The organism is Burkholderia sp. BE12 (assembly GCF_002959955.1).
Classification (GTDB): domain Bacteria; phylum Pseudomonadota; class Gammaproteobacteria; order Burkholderiales; family Burkholderiaceae; genus Burkholderia.
This window is the reverse complement of record NZ_PREY01000037.1, coordinates 41543-57417: the sequence shown is the minus strand read 5'-3', so window position 1 is coordinate 57417 and position 15875 is coordinate 41543. Positions and strand designations below refer to the sequence as shown.

The 15875-nt window shown below is 69.5% G+C and carries 15 protein-coding genes; 7 read left to right on the top strand and 8 right to left on the bottom strand.

Annotated elements, in window-relative coordinates:
• Positions 1–122: 122 nt before the first annotated feature.
• A complete protein-coding gene (locus tag C4B30_RS30025) occupies positions 123–1043 on the top strand; it encodes a glutamate/aspartate ABC transporter substrate-binding protein (protein ID WP_027784914.1) in 921 nt (306 codons plus the stop codon).
• Positions 1044–1064: 21 nt separating this feature from the next.
• On the opposite strand, the gene C4B30_RS30020 is transcribed toward C4B30_RS30025, so the two are convergent.
• Complete coding sequence (locus tag C4B30_RS30020; protein WP_027784915.1) at positions 1065–1820, bottom strand: 4'-phosphopantetheinyl transferase family protein; 756 nt, start codon at positions 1818–1820, stop codon at positions 1065–1067.
• A gap of 123 nt (positions 1821–1943) precedes the next feature.
• Positions 1944–2984 (bottom strand): alpha/beta hydrolase family protein, encoded by a 1041-nt coding sequence (locus tag C4B30_RS30015; RefSeq protein WP_027784916.1) that lies wholly within the window; start codon positions 2982–2984, stop codon positions 1944–1946.
• A gap of 380 nt (positions 2985–3364) precedes the next feature.
• Here C4B30_RS30015 and C4B30_RS30010 point away from each other — a divergent pair, with 380 nt between their 5' ends.
• From C4B30_RS30010 to C4B30_RS36135, 3 genes are all read left to right on the top strand, one after another.
• Positions 3365–4312: a LysR substrate-binding domain-containing protein gene (locus C4B30_RS30010; RefSeq protein WP_027784917.1), complete on the top strand. Its 948-nt coding sequence runs from the start codon at positions 3365–3367 to the stop codon at positions 4310–4312.
• A gap of 163 nt (positions 4313–4475) precedes the next feature.
• Positions 4476–5708, top strand: a complete 1233-nt coding sequence (locus C4B30_RS30005; RefSeq protein WP_027784918.1) for an MFS transporter — start codon at positions 4476–4478, stop codon at positions 5706–5708.
• Positions 5699–5821 carry a hypothetical protein gene (locus C4B30_RS36135; RefSeq protein ID WP_027784919.1) on the top strand — a complete coding sequence of 41 codons (123 nt, stop codon included), beginning with the start codon at positions 5699–5701 and terminating at the stop codon, positions 5819–5821. Before C4B30_RS30005 ends, C4B30_RS36135 begins: the two co-directional genes overlap by 10 nt.
• Before the next feature lie 22 nt (positions 5822–5843).
• Here C4B30_RS36135 and C4B30_RS30000 read toward each other — a convergent pair whose 3' ends face one another.
• The 3 genes from C4B30_RS30000 to C4B30_RS29990 form a co-directional block, all read right to left on the bottom strand.
• Positions 5844–7322, bottom strand: coding sequence for a cryptochrome/photolyase family protein (locus C4B30_RS30000; RefSeq protein WP_027784920.1), 1479 nt, complete (start codon positions 7320–7322; stop codon positions 5844–5846).
• A gap of 314 nt (positions 7323–7636) precedes the next feature.
• The gene (locus C4B30_RS29995) at positions 7637–8617 is read right to left on the bottom strand and encodes a hypothetical protein (RefSeq protein WP_027784921.1); all 981 of its coding nucleotides are present in this window, start codon (positions 8615–8617) and stop codon (positions 7637–7639) included.
• A gap of 17 nt (positions 8618–8634) precedes the next feature.
• Positions 8635–9081 (bottom strand): hypothetical protein, encoded by a 447-nt coding sequence (locus C4B30_RS29990; protein WP_105133380.1) that lies wholly within the window; start codon positions 9079–9081, stop codon positions 8635–8637.
• Positions 9082–9329: 248 nt separating this feature from the next.
• Between C4B30_RS29990 and C4B30_RS29985 the strand changes: the two genes are divergently transcribed.
• Together C4B30_RS29985 and C4B30_RS29980 are read left to right on the top strand one after the other, a co-directional pair.
• Entirely contained in the window at positions 9330–10697 is a 1368-nt protein-coding gene (locus C4B30_RS29985) for an MFS transporter (RefSeq protein ID WP_027784922.1), read from the top strand.
• Positions 10684–11730, top strand: coding sequence for a lactonase family protein (locus C4B30_RS29980; protein ID WP_027784923.1), 1047 nt, complete (start codon positions 10684–10686; stop codon positions 11728–11730). The genes C4B30_RS29985 and C4B30_RS29980 overlap by 14 nt, the downstream gene beginning before the upstream one ends.
• 78 nt (positions 11731–11808) lie before the next feature.
• Here the strand turns inward: C4B30_RS29980 and C4B30_RS29975 are convergent, their stop codons facing one another.
• A complete protein-coding gene (locus C4B30_RS29975) occupies positions 11809–12846 on the bottom strand; it encodes an AraC family transcriptional regulator (protein ID WP_027784924.1) in 1038 nt (345 codons plus the stop codon).
• 227 nt (positions 12847–13073) lie between these two features.
• On the opposite strand from C4B30_RS29975, the gene C4B30_RS29970 reads away from it, so the two are divergent.
• Positions 13074–14183 (top strand): fatty acid desaturase, encoded by a 1110-nt coding sequence (locus C4B30_RS29970; protein ID WP_027784925.1) that lies wholly within the window; start codon positions 13074–13076, stop codon positions 14181–14183.
• A 37-nt stretch (positions 14184–14220) separates the two neighbouring features.
• On the opposite strand, the gene C4B30_RS29965 is transcribed toward C4B30_RS29970, so the two are convergent.
• Positions 14221–14841: an HAD family hydrolase gene (locus tag C4B30_RS29965; RefSeq protein ID WP_027784926.1), complete on the bottom strand. Its 621-nt coding sequence runs from the start codon at positions 14839–14841 to the stop codon at positions 14221–14223.
• Positions 14842–14963: 122 nt separating this feature from the next.
• Positions 14964–15836, bottom strand: a complete 873-nt coding sequence (locus tag C4B30_RS29960) for a hypothetical protein (protein WP_027784927.1) — start codon at positions 15834–15836, stop codon at positions 14964–14966.
• Between the last annotated feature and the right edge of the window lie 39 nt (positions 15837–15875).

The following is a 15875-nucleotide window of genomic DNA, read 5'->3' as shown; positions in this document are numbered from 1 at the left end:
CGGGAGTTTCCCTATGTCCGTCATGGCCCGCCGGACTTGCCCGACAGGCCCGGGTATTAACATATGTTGCAATTATTTTGTATTTGTCAACATACGGATCACCATTCGCCTCGGAGACCGCCATGCCCTTCCCGTCACGATTCGCCGCCCGCGTCGGCCGCCCCCTGCTCGTCGCCGCGTGCGCGCTCGCGTGCGGCGCGCCCTTCGCCGCCGAGCCGTTGTCCGGCACCCTCGAGAAGATCCGGCAGGCCAATCTGATTTCGATCGGCCATCGCGAGACGTCGGTGCCGTTCTCGTACGTCGATGCGAGCGGCAAGGTCATCGGCTTCTCGCAGGACCTGTGCGACCGCGTGATCGCCGCGGTGAAGGCGCGCACCGGCAAGCCCGACCTGCAGGTGCGCTTCATTCCGGTCACGTCGCAGAACCGCATTCCGCTCGTGCAGAACGGCACCGTCGATCTCGAATGCGGCGTGACGACCAATCTCGCCGCGCGCCATGCACAGGTCGCGTTCTCGACCACCTTCTTCGTCGCGACGACGCGCCTGCTCACGCGCACGAGCTCGGGCATCCGCGACTTCCCCGATCTCGCGGGCAAGACGGTCGTGACGAACCAGGGCACGACATCCGAACGCCTGCTGCGCAAGATGAACGAGGAAAAGAAGATGAACATGCAGATCATCAGCGCGAAGGACTACGGCGAAGGACGCCTCACGCTCGAATCGGGCCGCGCGGCCGCGTACATGATGGACGACGTGCTGCTCGCGGGCGTGCGCCAGCTCGCCGCGAAACCGGCCGACTGGCGGATCGTCGGCACGCCGCAATCGTCGGAAGCCTACGGGTTCATGCTGCGCAAGGACGACCCGCAGTTCAAGGCGCTCGTCGACGGCGCGCTCGTGCAGTTGATGAAAAGCGGCGAGATCAACGCGCTGTACGACAAATGGTTCATGAAGCCGGTGCCGCCGAAGGGGCTGGCGTTCGACTTCCCGATGAGCGACGTGATCAAGGCGCGCTATGCGGTGCCGAACGACGCGCCGCTCGAGTAAGCGCCGCGCGTCGACACGGGCCTACGCGCGCGTCCACGCGACGCACGCCGCGTAGCCGGGCGCCGCGTCGAGCCACGCCGCGTCGAACGCCGCGACGCCGGCGGCAGGCGCGGCCGGCTCGACGATCGTCGTCGCGGGCGTCGCCGCGTCGCGCGGCGGCACGACCGCGAACGCGCGCAACCCGCCGATGATGCCGGTGCCGAGCGCCTTGAGCAGCGCCTCCTTCGCGGACCACACCCGCATGAATTCACCCTCGCGGGCGCCGGGCGGCAGACCGTCGAGATACGCGAGCTCGGCGGGTGCGCACACTTCGCGCGTCAGCGCGCGCCAGTCGGTCGCGCGGTTGCAGCCCTCGATATCGACGCCGACGCGGCCCGCCGGCGCCCAGGCGAGCAGCGCATGATCGCCCGCATGCGACACGTTGAAGTCGAGCGACGCGCGATGCGCGCGGTCCAGCGACGGCCGCCCCGATGCGTCGACGACGATCGCGACCGCGTGCGGGGCGATGCCGAGCGCCGCGCCGAGCACGTCGCGCAGCGCGGCGCGCGTCGCCGCGCTGCGGACCGCATCCTCGTGCCGCAGGAAACGCGCGGCGCGTGCGCGCTCGTCATCGCTCAGCGCCGCATACGCGGGCGACGCGAGCGGCACGCGCCAGTCGAAATCGACGCGCGCGATCCGCACGCCGGCACGCGCCGCGGTGGGCGCCACGTCGAGTGCATGCACGCGCCACGCGTGCGGCGTTGCAACGGGAGAAGCGGAATCGGACGGAATGGACATCGACGCGCGGCAGCTGGGCCGTCAAACGAAACGTCCGATGTTAATCGATCGCGCCGGCCTGCGGCCGCTGCCGCTGGATCGGGATGCAAACCGGGATGGCGTGTTGCGTTCGTATACGCCGGGTCATCCGTTCGCGACCATGCCCGGCACGCTGCCCCCCGTCACCCGTCCGCGCGACGCCGGGTGCCGCGCATGCACGGCGCCGGGCGCATCGGCCGGCAGCACGCCGTGTTGCAGCCAGTACAGCGCGACGGGCCACAGCGTGTCGGTGAAGCGGCTGTGGAAAAACGCGAAATGGCCGATCGCATCGACGCCGATGTCGGCCGGCGCGATCCGCAGATGCGTGACGTTGCTGCCCGTGTAATAGCCGACCAGCCGCTCGATCGCATCGACCGTGCCGAACGCGTCGTCGTCGAGGCCGATCGCGAGCATCGGCGCCGACAACCCCGCGAAGCGTGCCGGCAACGCGGCGCGGCTCGCCGCGCCGTCGTCGAGCACGCGGCCGATGTAGCCATCCTCGAAACGCGGCTGCGAACGCGCCCACGACAGCGCGATCCCGCGCGGCGTGTCCTCCATCCAGCCGAGCCGCTTCGCGGGCACGTAGCCGAACACGGCGGCGAGCGCGGGCATCGCGACATGCCATTTCCACCACATGCGGCGCCGCTCGGCCGGCAGGTAATCGCGCCAGTACGCATACTGCGCGCCGACGGTCACCGCATGCCGCACGTGCACGTTCGATGCCGCGAGTCCGAGCACGCAGCCGCCGATGCTGTGCGCGACCACATCGAGCGGCTGGCCTGGAAACGCGTCGCGCGCGTATTGCAGCGCGGCCTCGCAATCGAGCCGCCCCCAGTCGAGCCAGGTCGCGCGCAGCTTCGCGAGCTGCGCCGGGCGCGACCCGCCGATGCCGCGATAGTCGTAGACGAGCACGTCGCGCCCCTGTGCGAACAGCCAGGCCGCGAAACGAAAGTAGTAGTCGCAGCGCACCGACGTCGCGCAGTTGACGACCGTCACGGGCCGCGCGGCGCCGCCGCCGCGATGGCGCCAGACATGGCCGCGCAATGCGTAGCCGTCGGCCGCGCGCAGCGTCACGGGCTCGGGCGGCAATGCGCCCGCCGCGCGACTGCCCTGCGCCGCTCCGCTTTCCTCGTTCGAAATCGTCATCGTGTCTCCTGTCGACCCCAGTTAGCGCTTTAGCGCTTACTGGGGTTCCATGCATAGCTGTCGAACCCAGTTGGCGCTTTAGCGCTTACTGGGGTCCCATGCATCGCTGTCGAACCCGGTTAGCGCTTTAGCGCTTATCGGAATCCCATGCATCGCTGTCGAACCCGGTTAGCGCTTTAGCGCTTATCGGAATCCCATGCATCGCCGTCGCCCCCAGTGGGCGCTCGAGCGCTTACCGAGGTCCCCTGCTTCACGCTCGGTCCGGTGGACGCTTCAGCGCTTACTCGGCCCGCTCCTTCGCGATCAACCCGCCTCCATTGAACTTGACGCGTGCCGCGTTCTCAACCAATCTTGCTGCTCCGTTCGCATGAGTCACACGCATGTCAACGCCACTCGTCCGTCTCCCGTCGCTCGATCTCGTCCGCGGCTTCGTCGCCGTCGGCCGCCGCATGAGCATCACGCTCGCCGCGCAGGACTTATGCGTCACGCAGTCGGCGGTCAGCCGCCAGATCCACGCACTTGAAGCGCATCTCGGCGTGACGTTGCTGCAGCGCGGCTACCGGAAGATCGCGTTCACGCCGGAAGGCGAGCGGCTGTTCCGCGTCGCCGATGCGGCGCTGCACAGCCTGCAGGACACCGTCGCGTCGCTCGCCGCCGGGCGCGAACGCCAGCCCGTGACGATCACCGCCAGCATCGGCGTGACCGCGCTGTGGCTGCTGCCGCGGCTCGGGCGGTTGCAGGCGCGGCTGCCCGGGATCGACCTGCGCGTCGCCGCGAACGACAAGGTACTCGATTTGCGCGCCGAAGGCATCGACCTCGGCATCCGCTACTGCCCGCGCGAGCGTGCGCCGGCCGGTGCGCTGCGACTGTTCGACGAGATCGTCGTGCCGGTCGCGCATCCCGCGCTCGCCATGCGGCCGGTCGCGAGCGCGGCGGCCATCGCCGATCACGTATTGCTCGAATTCGACGGGCCGCCGCAACCGCAACTGCAGTGGCACGCGCACCTGCACGCGGCCGGGCTCGGCGACGCCCGCCCGAAAGGCGTGTTGCGCTTCAACCAGTACGACCAGGTGATCCAGGCAGCGATCGCAGGCCAGGGCATCGCGCTCGGCCGGCTCGCGCTCGTCGCGCCGATGCTCGCCGACGGCCGGCTCGCGGTGCTCGGGCCGCAGACGCAGACGCAGACGCTGTCGGAAACGTACGGCTACTGGCTGTTCCAGCACGATCCGGCCCCGCGCCGCGAAGTCGCCGACGTGCGCGACTGGATGCTCGCCGAAGCGGCCGAATGCGATGCGGCGATGCACGCGCACGATACGACGTCGGCCTGAGCCGGCGGTGCGGATGCACGTGACCGCAGGCAACCGCCGCCCCCTTCGCATTCCCATTACGCATGCCAACCTGACCGAATGATCGCTTGAGCGACGACGGCCGCGCTCGTCTAATCGGATCGAGCGCGGCCGTTTCGCCGCGCGCCTTCATCCGGAGAGACGCATGACCCCGATCGAGCAGGAAGTCCGGCGCCGCTGGCTGCCCGTGCTGGCAGGCGGCCTGATCATGGGCGCCGCGCTCGGCATCCGCCATGTGCAGGGCCTGTTCCTCGCGCCTGTCTCGCTCGACCACGGCTGGTCGCGCGAAGCGTTCGGGCTGGCACTGGCGCTCCAGAACCTGATCTGGGGCATCGCCCAGCCGTTCACCGGGATGGTGGCCGACCGCTTCGGCTCGGTGCGCGTGATCGTCGCCGGCATGCTGCTGTACGCGGCCGGGCTCGTCACGATGGCGCATGCGGCCACGATCGGCCTGTTCACGGTCGGCGCCGGGCTCGTGATCGGCGTCGCGCTGTCGGGCTCGGCGTTCGCGTCGATCTACGGCGCGCTGAGCCGCCTGTTCCCGTCCGAGCGGCGCGGCTGGGCGCTCGGTGTCGCCGGCGCGATCGGCGGGCTCGGCCAGTTCTGCATGGTGCCCGTCGCGCAGGAACTGATCGGCGGCATCGGCTGGCGGCACGCGTTCATCGCGCTGGCGCTCGTCGCCGCACTGCTCGCGCCGCTCGCCGTGCTGCTGCGCGACCGGCCGGCGCAGGCGTCCGGCGCCGCCGCCGGCCCCGATCAGTCGATCGGCGAAGCCGTGCGCGAGGCGTTCGCGCATCGCGGCTTCTGGCTGCTGAACGCGGGCTTCTTCGCGTGCGGCTTCCAGCTCGCGTTCATCGCGACGCATCTGCCCGCATACCTGCTCGACCACGGGCTGCCGGCGCGCCACGCAAGCGTCGCGCTCGCGCTGATCGCGCTGACCAACGTGGCCGGCACCTACGCGTGCGGGCATCTCGGCGGGCTGCTGCGGCGCAAGTACGTGCTGTCGGTGCTGTACCTCGTGCGCGCCTTCGCGATGGCCGCGTTCGTCGCCGTGCCGCTGTCGCCCGCGAGCGTCTATCTGTTCGCGGCCGGGATGGGGTTCACGTGGCTCGGCACGGTGCCGCTGACGAACGGCGTGATCTCGCAGGTGTTCGGCGTGCGCTACATCGCGACGCTGTTCGGCTTCGTGTTCTTCGGGCACCAGCTCGGCAGCTTCTTCGGCGTGTGGCTCGGTGCGATCGTGTACGACGCGACGCATTCGTACCTGCCGCTGTGGATCGGTTCGATCGCGCTCGGCGTGCTCGCCGCGCTGCTGCACCTGCCGATCGACGACGCACGTGTCGCGCGCCCGGCATCGGGCAACGCGGCATGGGCATGATCCGCGCGGTGCTGGCCGCCGGCATGCTCGCGTTCGTCGCGTGGTGCGGCGCGGCCTACTTCGATTCGGGCGTCGCGTACGCGCTGCTCGAGCACGTCGCGTTCTGCAATTGATGCGGCCAACCGGAGCGGTCGGTCAGCGGCGCTTCGGCAACGCGGCCAGTGCATCGAGCGCCCGAGCGCGCGCGGCCGCGTGCTCGACGAGCGGCGCCGGGTAGTCGACGCCCAGCCGTACACCGGCCGCCTCGAGCGCCAGCGGCGACGCTTCCCAGGGCGCATGGATCGACGCATCGTCGAGGCCGGCGAGCTCGGGCACCCAGCGCCGCACGTACGCGCCGTCCGGGTCGAACTTCTGCCCCTGCGCGACCGGATTGAAGATGCGGAAATACGGCGCGGCATCGGCGCCGCAGCCGGCCACCCATTGCCAGCTCGCCGCGTTGTTCGCGGGATCGGCGTCGACCAGCGTGTCGCGGAACCATGCTTCGCCCGCGCGCCAGTCGATCAGCAAATGCTTGATCAGGAACGATGCGACGACCATCCGCACGCGGTTGTGCATCCAGCCGGTCGTCCACAACTCGCGCATACCCGCATCGACGAGCGGGTAGCCGGTCCGCCCGCGCTGCCACGCACGTAACGCGGCAGGATCGTCGCGCCACGGCATCGCATCGAATTGCGCGCGGAAGTTGTCGGTCGCGAGCGCAGGGAAGTGATACAGCAGCATGTAGCTGAATTCGCGCCAGCCGAGCTCGCTCAGGAATTTGTCGGCGTGCGCCGCGTATGCCGCGCCGCCCGCACTCGCGGCGCCTTGCACCGCATGCCACACCTGTCGCGGCGACACGTTGCCGAAGCGCAGGAACGGCGACAACCGGCTCGTCGTCGCGCCGTCGGGCTGGTCGCGCGCTTGCGCATAACCGGCGAGCGATGTCGTCAGGAACGTGTCGAGTTGGACGTGCGCGCCGGCTTCGTCGGGTGCCGGCCACGCATCGCGCAGGCCGCCGGCCCAGTCCGGTGCATGCGGACGCAACGCGAGCGCGTCGAGCGCCAGCGCGCGGTCGCGCACGGCCTTCGGCCATGGATGAAACGCGATCCGCTCGGGTGCCGGCAGCGGCGCGGCGATCGTGCGATCGCGCCGCGCCGCGCGCCAGTATGCGGTGAACACCTGATACGGGCCGCCGCTGCCCGTCAGCACTTCCCACGGCTCGTTCAGCAGGCTGCCGTTGCTGCTCTCCACCGTCACGCCGCGCGCCTTGAGCGACGCCTTCAGCGCCGCGTCGGCGTCACGCTGCGGCTGCGCATAGCGACGGTTCCGGTACACGGCCGCCGCGCCCGTGTCGCCGACGACGCGCTCGATCTCGCGCTGCGCGTCGCCGCGCAACAGGAGCAGGCGCCCGCCATGCCGCGCGAGCGCGGTGTCGAGCCCTGCCAGCGACCCGTGCAGCCACCAGCGCGCCGCACCGCCGAGCGCGGGCCCGGCGTCGGCTCCCGTGTCGTCGACGAAGACGCAGACGAGCGGCCGGCCGGATGCGACCGCGCGCGTCAGCGCGGGCTGATCGGTCACGCGCAGATCGTCGCGGAACCAGACGATTGCGGGGGCAACGGACGGCTGGGCGGGCACGGGCACCTCGATGGCGAAAGCAAAAGAGACGCGTATTGTCGCGGCTGCGCTGCACTGTGTCGACGCTTGCCGTCGCGGCCAGCATGCCACGGCGACACCGCGTGCGGCCCCGCATGATTCGCTTCAATCCAACGGAAGTCGCACTGCCGGACGATGGCACGCACGGGATATTTCTCTGGGTGGGTACGTCGACCGGTTCGTGCCCACGGCGCACCGCCGACGCAACGCCGAACGCGTCGAGTCACGCCGCGGCGGCCCGACGGGCCTACCGTGCGCCGGTGCGACCGGCTGATCCAGTCACACGATGCGTCGCGTCAATCGAGCCGGAACGCGGCCTCGAAGCGCTCGGCAAACGCGTCGAACTCGGCTTCCGGCAGATGGTTGATGCCGCCCGCGCGCTTGCGCCCGCCGCCGGTCGCGAAGCCGCGGCAGAACTCGTCCGCGCCGATCGGCCGGCCGTCGGGCACGCGTACGCTGACGACGAGCCCGCCGCCCGCGCGCGGCGACAGCACCGCGAGCGCCGCATGCGGCGCATTGCGCACCCGCTCGTTCGCGAGCATGCCGGTCGCGCGCCGCGCCCACGGATGATCGGGCATCCGGACCAGCGTCGCGCCCGGCACCTCGCGCACCGGCGCGAGCGCGCATGCGCGCGCCATGTCGTCGCGGTAGCCGTCGCGCAACGCGGCGAACACGGCCGTCTCGCGCACGAAATCGAGCGGATCGATGCACGGCAGCATGGCGTCCGCGAGCGCCGCCGGATCGAAATGCAGATCGCCGACGCACTCGCCGTATGCGTTGTAGTTCAGATAGCGCCCGAGTTCCGCGAGCATGCACTGCTCGGCTTCGTCCACGCCGTGCTCGCGCGCCAGCACATCGCCGAGCGCCGGCAGTTCGTCGCCGAATGCCGCGACGATCGCCCAGCGCACGTACCGGCCGCCGAGATAGCGGTCGACGATCGCGCTCGTGCAGATGTCGGCTGCCGTGTCGATATGCGCGTCGAAGCGCGGGTGATCCGGCAACTCGCCTGCAAAGTGATGGTCGAAATAACGGACCGTCGCGCCGTCGCGCAGCAGCCGCGCGCACGCGTCGCGGTTCTGGTCGTGCGACACGTCGAGTACGGTGACGATGTCGCCTGCGCCCACGTCGATACGCTCGAGCAGCCTGATGTCGCGCTTCACGCCGGTCACGAGCGTACCGTGCACGCGTTCCGCGAGCCGCAGTTGCTGAAGGGCGCACAGGCCGTCCGCGTCGCCGTTGAACGCGAACACATGCCGCGCGTACTGGTTGTCCTGCATGATCCGTTGCTCCATCTTCAAGACATGAAATCGCGGAGGTTCGCGGTTCGCGGTTCGCGGTTCGCGGGTCGCGGGTCGCGGTTCGCGGCGAGCGGCGAGCGGCGAGCGGCGAGAGTCGCGCCCGTCGCCGCGTTCGCGTCGTCGCATGCGGGAATCCGCGCCGCCTGCGCGCCATCGTCGTCGGTCGGCAGCTTCGCGAGCGCGATGTTCGACGCGATCGGCGCGATGATCGGTTCCTCCGTCATCCCGTAGTTGGCGGCTGTCTGCCGGACATACGCCTGCGTCGGCACATCCCTGTCGATGCCGTTCCCACGAATGCCGCGCACGCCGGGTTCGCACGCCGGGTATTTTGCCGCAACCGCAAGCACGTCCTTTAATAGAGCGTAGTTGCCCTGCCCTGCAAACGGCTTGCGGGTCACGTGCGTGTCGTTCATCACGATCGCGCCGTGCTTCTGCGGCTTCATATGCGACACGACTTCCGGCGACGCGCACCTCACCGAAGGCCGGCCCATGTCATACGTCATCAGACGTGACAAACAGCACATTCATCTCCCAACCCTTCACCGCTATTCGGGAAATTTCCGGGTAAACCCGCGACGCCATCTACGACGCTCCGGCGTACCATGTCATACGACGACATACTACATAGATCGCCACCCAGACGCCGACGCGGGCCGCCGCCCCGTCCGCCGCCGCCCGACCGGAGACACCCTTGAACCCGCCCTCGTCCGCCCTGCCCGGCCGCGACCCGCTCGCGTCCGCCGTCTCGAAAGTGAAGTGGCACGTGCTGCCGCTCGTGCTGATCATGTTCATCGCGAACTACATCGACCGTGTGAACGTCGGCTTCGTCGATCGCCATCTCGAAGCGTCGATCGGCATCGGCGCGGCCGCGTACGGGCTGGGCGCCGGGCTGTTCTTCGTCGGCTATGCACTGTTCGAAGTGCCGTCGAACCTGCTGATGCAGCGCTACGGCGCGCGCGTATGGCTCGCGCGGATCATGGCGACGTGGGGCATCGTCGCGGCCGCGATGGCGTTCGTGTGGAACGACACGTCGTTCTACGCGCTGCGCTTCCTGCTCGGCGCGGCCGAGGCCGGCTTCTTCCCCGGCGTCGTGCTGTACCTGTCGCAATGGCTGCCGCCGCAGGAGCGCGGCAAGGCGATGGCGATCTTCCTCGGCGGCTCCGCGTTCGCGTCGGTGCTGTCCGGGCCCGTCACCGGCGCATTGCTGTCGATCCGGGGCTTCGGCCTCGAAGGCTGGCAATGGATGTTCCTGATCGAAGGGATGTTCTCGGTCGCACTGTGCGGCGCCAGCTGGCTGCTGCTGAAATCGCATATCCGCGACGCGACGTGGCTCACGCCCGAAGAACGCACGGCCCTCCAGAACGCGCTCGACGACGAGCGCGCGACGCGCGACGTCCGTTCGAACGTGCCGGTGCGCGCCACCACGCTGCTGCGCGATCCGCAGATCATGCTGTTCTGCTTCCTGTACTTCTCGATCCAGCTGACGATCTACGCGGCCACGTTCTGGCTGCCGACCATCATCCGCAAGATGGGCGGCCTCACCGATTTCCAGGTCGGCCTGTACAACACGATTCCGTGGATGATCGCGATCGGCGCGATGTACGGCTTCGCGGTGCTGTCGTCGAAGTGGAAGCATCCGCAGCGCTGGCTCGCGGTCGCGCTCGTGCTCGCCGCGTGCGGGCTGTTCGCGTCGACGTCGCCCAATCCGGTGTGGTCGTTCGCGTCGATCTGCTTCGCCGCGCTCGGCTTCAAGGCGGCGGCGTCGCTGTTCTGGCCGATTCCGCAGGGCTATCTCGACACGCGCGTGGCCGCGGCCGTGATCGCGCTGATCAACTCGGTCGGCAACCTCGGCGGCTTCGTCGCGCCGACGGCCTTCGGCTATCTGAAGCAACATACGGGTTCGATCACGGGCGGACTGTATGCGCTCGCGATCGCTTCGCTCGTCGCCGCGGTCGCCGCGCTGTTCGCGCGCACGCAGCGGCGCAGCGATCCGCCGCGCGGCCGGCCGGCCGACGAATCCCTCACGCACGCCTCGATGCTCCGCCATGCCGAACACTGACCGCCTGACCGTCGTCGTCTCGAATGCCGCCGACGGCGACCTCGCCACGTTCTCCCTCGCCGGCGACGGCACGCTCGCCCCGCTCGCCCGCTATCCCGCAGCCGACGCCGCGATGCCGATCGCCGTGCAGGCCGACCGCACGCGGCTCTACGTCGCGACACGCGGCGAGCAGCCGACGATCGTCGCATTCCGCGTCGTCGCCACGGGCGCGCTCGCACGCATCGGCACGACCGCGATCGACGCGAGCCATGCGTACCTGTCGCTCGACCGCAGCGGCCGCTGGCTGCTCGGCGCATCGTACGGCGCAAGTTCGCTGAGCCTCTACGACGCGGCGCGCGTGCGCGACGGCGACGGCACGCCGCTGCAAGTCGTGGGCGGCATCGCGAACGCGCATGCGGTGATCGTGTCGCCGGACAACCGTTTCGCGTACGTCAGTTCGCTCGGCTCCGACCGCGTGTTCGGCTTCGCGCTCGTCGAGGACGCCGCCGGCCTGCGCGCGGTCGAACACGGCGAAACGCGCGTGCCGGCCGGTTTCGGTCCGCGTCACCTGCGGTTCGCGGATGACGGCCGCACGCTGGTCGTCGTCGGCGAATTCCAGGCCACGCTCGCGACCTTCGCCCGCGACACCGCCACCGGCCGGCTCGGCGATGCGCACGTGAGCGCACGCCACCCGGCCGTCGCCGAACTCGCGCAAGGCCATGCGCGCCCGCCCGCCCCCACCGAGCCGTCCGTGTGGGCCGCCGATCTGCACCTGACGCCCGACATGCGTTTCGCGTACGTCAGCGAGCGCACGTCGAGCCAGTTGCTCGGCTATCGCCGCAACGAAGACGGGTCGTTCGCCCCCACGCACGCGACGGCTACCGAAACGCAGCCGCGCGGGTTCGCGATCGATCCCTCGGGACGCTGGCTCGTCGCCTGCGGCGAACAGTCGGAACACGTGGCGGTGTATGCGATCGCGCCGGACGACGGCACGCTGTCGCTGCACGCGCGCGTGCCGGGCGGACGCGGCGCGAACTGGATCGCGATCGTCTGAAGACCTGAAGGTTCGAAGGAGGTTTGAAGCAGCATCGGTGCCTGCGCGGAAACCGGCACGCCGATGCGGGTGCGGCGTTCAGCGCCGCTCGCTCGGCGCAACGCCGGTCCAGCGCTTGAACGCGCGCGTGAAATTGACGCGGTCGGTATAGCCGACGCGCGCCGCGATCTCGTCGACCGGCAGCCGTGTGCCTTCGAGCAGCCGCAGCGCGTCGCGCAGCCGGATCTCGTCGAGCAGCGCCGAATAGGTCGCGCCGTATTCGGCGAGCTTGCGCTTGAGCGTGCGCGCCGACACGTGCAACTCGCGCGCGACGTCGTCGACGGACGGATAGCCGCGTTCGCCGCAGATCAGCAGGTTGCGCACGCGCTCGACGATGCTCTCCGCATAGCCAAGCCGCGCGAGTTCGGCCTCGCACTGCTGGACGATCATCTGCGCGGTCTGCGCATTCGCGGTGCCGATCGGCTCGTCGAGCAGCGCGGCGTCGCAGCGGATGCGGTTCGCGCTCGCATCGAAATGGCAGCTCGGCAGCCTCGCGCGATAACGCTCGAACCACGGCGGCTCGGGCCATTCGAAATGGAGTTCGGCACGCGACTGCAGCGTGCGCCCCGGCGTCGGATACAGCAGCGAATTGAACAGGATCGCGGTCTCGACCAGGAAGTTTTCCACGGCGAACTGGCGCAGCCGGCCGAGCGGAAACGCTTCGAGCACGTCGATGTCGACGATGCCGTCGAGCTGCGCGAGCCGCACCGAGAAGAACGGCACGCGCGTCGGCAGGTAACGGATGCCGAGCGCGATCGCCTCGCCGAGCGTCGCGCAACTCATCAGCCCGAAGCCGATCAGCCCCGCTTTCGTCAGGCTGCTGCGCAAGCCGATCTCGATCGCGATCGACGGATCGTCGGTCGCGTCGAGCAGGTTGAACACGATCGCCGCCTGCTGCAGCGGCGTGATGCGCGCATCGGGCTGCGCGAGCCGGTCGCGCTCGACGCCGGAGCCGGCGAGAATGCGGCCGCCGTCGATGCCGCGCTCCTCGGCCAGCATCAGCATGAACAACGCATACGCGGACGACACCGTCGCCTTGTTCAACTGGCGCGCGGCATCCGGAACGGACAGGACCATTGCGGCTCACTCCGGGCGGTTTCGGCGGATTGTAGCGTCGCTGGCCCGAAATGACACCGCGGCGGCACTCTAGCCATGCACCGGCGCATCGCACACCGGACTGCCGCCCAATGTGGCCCGAAATGACACCACCATTGGCACCGACGGCCCTCGCATGCGCTCCGGCACACGCCTATGCTTGTCACATCGGCATTGCGCCCTACTCTTTCCCGCACGGACTCCGGTCGATGAGCCAACCCGCACGAACCGTCTTTCGAAACGACGCCGACAAGGTCGCGTATGTCCGCCGCGCAGTCAACGCCGCGAGCGACGCGATCCGCGCGCGCTTTCCGCTGCTCGACAACCAGAACCTCGTCGGCGCGACCGTGATGGCCGTGTCGGTGAGCGCGATGCTCGCGATCGCATGGCTGTATGCGCACGGCGCGATCGCGTGGTACGTCGCGCTGCCGCTCGCCGCGTTCGTCACGTCGCTGATCCACGAACTCGAGCACGATCTGATCCACCTGATGTACTTCAAGAAGACGCCGTGGGCGTATCACCTGATGATGGCGCTGTGCTGGCTCACGCGGCCCGGCACGATCAATCCGTGGACGCGCCGGCGCATGCACCTGCATCACCACAAGGTCTCGGGCGGCGAATCGGATCTCGAGGAATTCGGCATCACCAACGGCGAACGCTGGGGGGTGAAGCGCCTGTTGATGATCGCGGACGGCATGCTCGCCGTCGTGCTCCGGCCGGCCGCGATGCGCCGCAAGGTGAAGCAGTACGTGGCCGCGCAGCCGGTGCAGGATCCGTCCGAGCGCCTGCAGTTGCGCGTCGAGCAGGTGTCGTCCTACATGCCGGTCGGTCACCTGTACTACACGCTGTGGCACGCGTTCGTCGTCTATCACGTCGGCCTGTTCGCGCTGCATGCGTTCGGCTACGCGGTGACGGCGCCCGCCGTCGTCGAACGCGTGATGCGGGCCGTCGATTTCCTGGCCGTGGTGTGGCTCGGGCCGAACTTCGTGCGCAGCTTCTGCATCAACTTCGTCAGCTCGAACATGCACTATTTCGGCGACATCGATTCGCGCAACGTGATCCAGCAAACGCAGGTGCTGAACCCGTGGTGGATGCTGCCGTTTCAGCTGTTCTGCTTCAATTTCGGCAGCACGCACGCGATCCATCACTTCGTGGTGCGCGATCCGTTCTACATCCGCCAACTGACCGCGCGCACCGCGCATGCGGCGCTGCGCGAAGTCGGCGTGCGCTTCAACGATGTCGGCACGTTCGCGCGCGCGAATCGCTGGGGCGGCTATCGTCCGTCCCGCGGCACGCACCCCGCGCAGGCCGACGCGTAACGTCGGCGGCGCGGCACATCGGCGCTTCGGCGCTTCGTCAATCGCCGATCGGCGGCATCGGCCCCTGCCCGCGGATCCACGACCAGTTCGCGATCTCGGCCATTTCCTTGTCGCCGCGGCTGTCGCCATACGCGAACAACTGCTTCGGCGGCCGGTTGCCCCACCATCCGCGTAGCCGCACGACCTTCTGCGGCCCCCAGCAGTTCTCGCCGTCGAGCCGCCCGACGAAGACGCCGCGCTCGAACGCGAGCCGCGTCGCCAGCACGGCGTCGAAGCCGGCCGTCTTCGCCCACTTCTCCAGATACAGCGACGGCGACGCGCTGACCAGCACGACTTCATGCCCGCGCGCGCGATGCTCGCGAATACGGTCGAGCATTTCCGGACGCACGAGGCTCGGCAGATAGGTGTCGACGAACCCGCGCGCCTGCGCATCAAGTGCGTCTTCGCGAATCGGCCCGAACGCGAACGACGCGAACTTCGCCTTCGCGTCGCCGCGCGACAGCAACCCGGCCTTCATCGCGACGATCCATGGCAGCGCGCGCAGCCCGGCCCACGCGAAACGCGGCGTGCCGACCGCGTGGCGGACGAAATGACGAAAGCTGTCGGTAGTCGTGATGGTGCCGTCGAAATCGAAGGCGGCGACGATGCGGTCGGTCATGGAGAATCGGCGGGAAAGCGATGAGATGCCCGGGAAGATAGCAGACTCGCGGCCACGCGCGCGAAACCGTATCGCCCGACACGAGACCGCGCGCCGAAGCGCGTGCGGTCTTATCGGTTCGCTCAGCGCGGAGGCCGCACGGCCAGTGCCGCCGGCAGCACGACGTTCATCAGGTGATCGGCGCGCGACAGCAGGTCGGTCACGCGCTCGTCGAGCCCGCGCAGTTGCGCCGGCTGCATCCGGATCTGCTGGACGGCCTGCCCGACGATGTTGCGGCGATCGAACAGCGTGCGCTCGACGCCCGCATCGTCCGGCGCCCGCACGACGTCCGACACCGCGCTCAGCGCCGCGAGCACGACCACGAGGTTCTCTTCCGCATGACGGACCTTCGCGGCGAGTTCCTCGGTACGGCGCGGGAAAAAGCCGAGCGACTGCTTGAGCGCGCCGAGCGCCGCGCGGTAGTCGACATGGCCGGACGCCGCACCGAACCAGCGTTCGAACATGCCGGCCTTGCGCGTCGCCTGCGCGAGCATTCCGGCCATCATGTCGGCCGCGCCGAGCTCGTTGAATTCGCGCGTCGTCGCCGCGACGGCCTCGACGAGGTTGCCGGCCGTCTCCAGCGCGCCGTCGCCGATCGTCGCGACCGTCGCGAGCTTCAGCGGCACCAGTTGCCGGATATGCCGCTCGATACGCGGCGCGTAGTCAGGATAGAGATTCGGAAAACTGGCCTGTGCGGCGCGGAAGCACGCTTCAAGCTGCGGGTGATTCGATTCGCCGAACAGCGCGCGGCCGAGCGCATCGGCGGGCGCCGTACGCACCTCTGGATCGGACGCGGGCGCCGGCCCGAAGTCGAGCGCCTGAGGGGCGGGCCGCGCCGGCGCACGCGCGACCGGCGCACCGGGCGCGGCCGGCGCGTCGAACGCAAGACGCCCGGGCGTGTGCTCGGGCGTCGTATCGAACTCGAGCCGCTTCGGCTCGTCGGACGGATTCGTCATCGCTGCTTCCTGCCCGGCGCGGCGGGCTTCCGTGCGGCG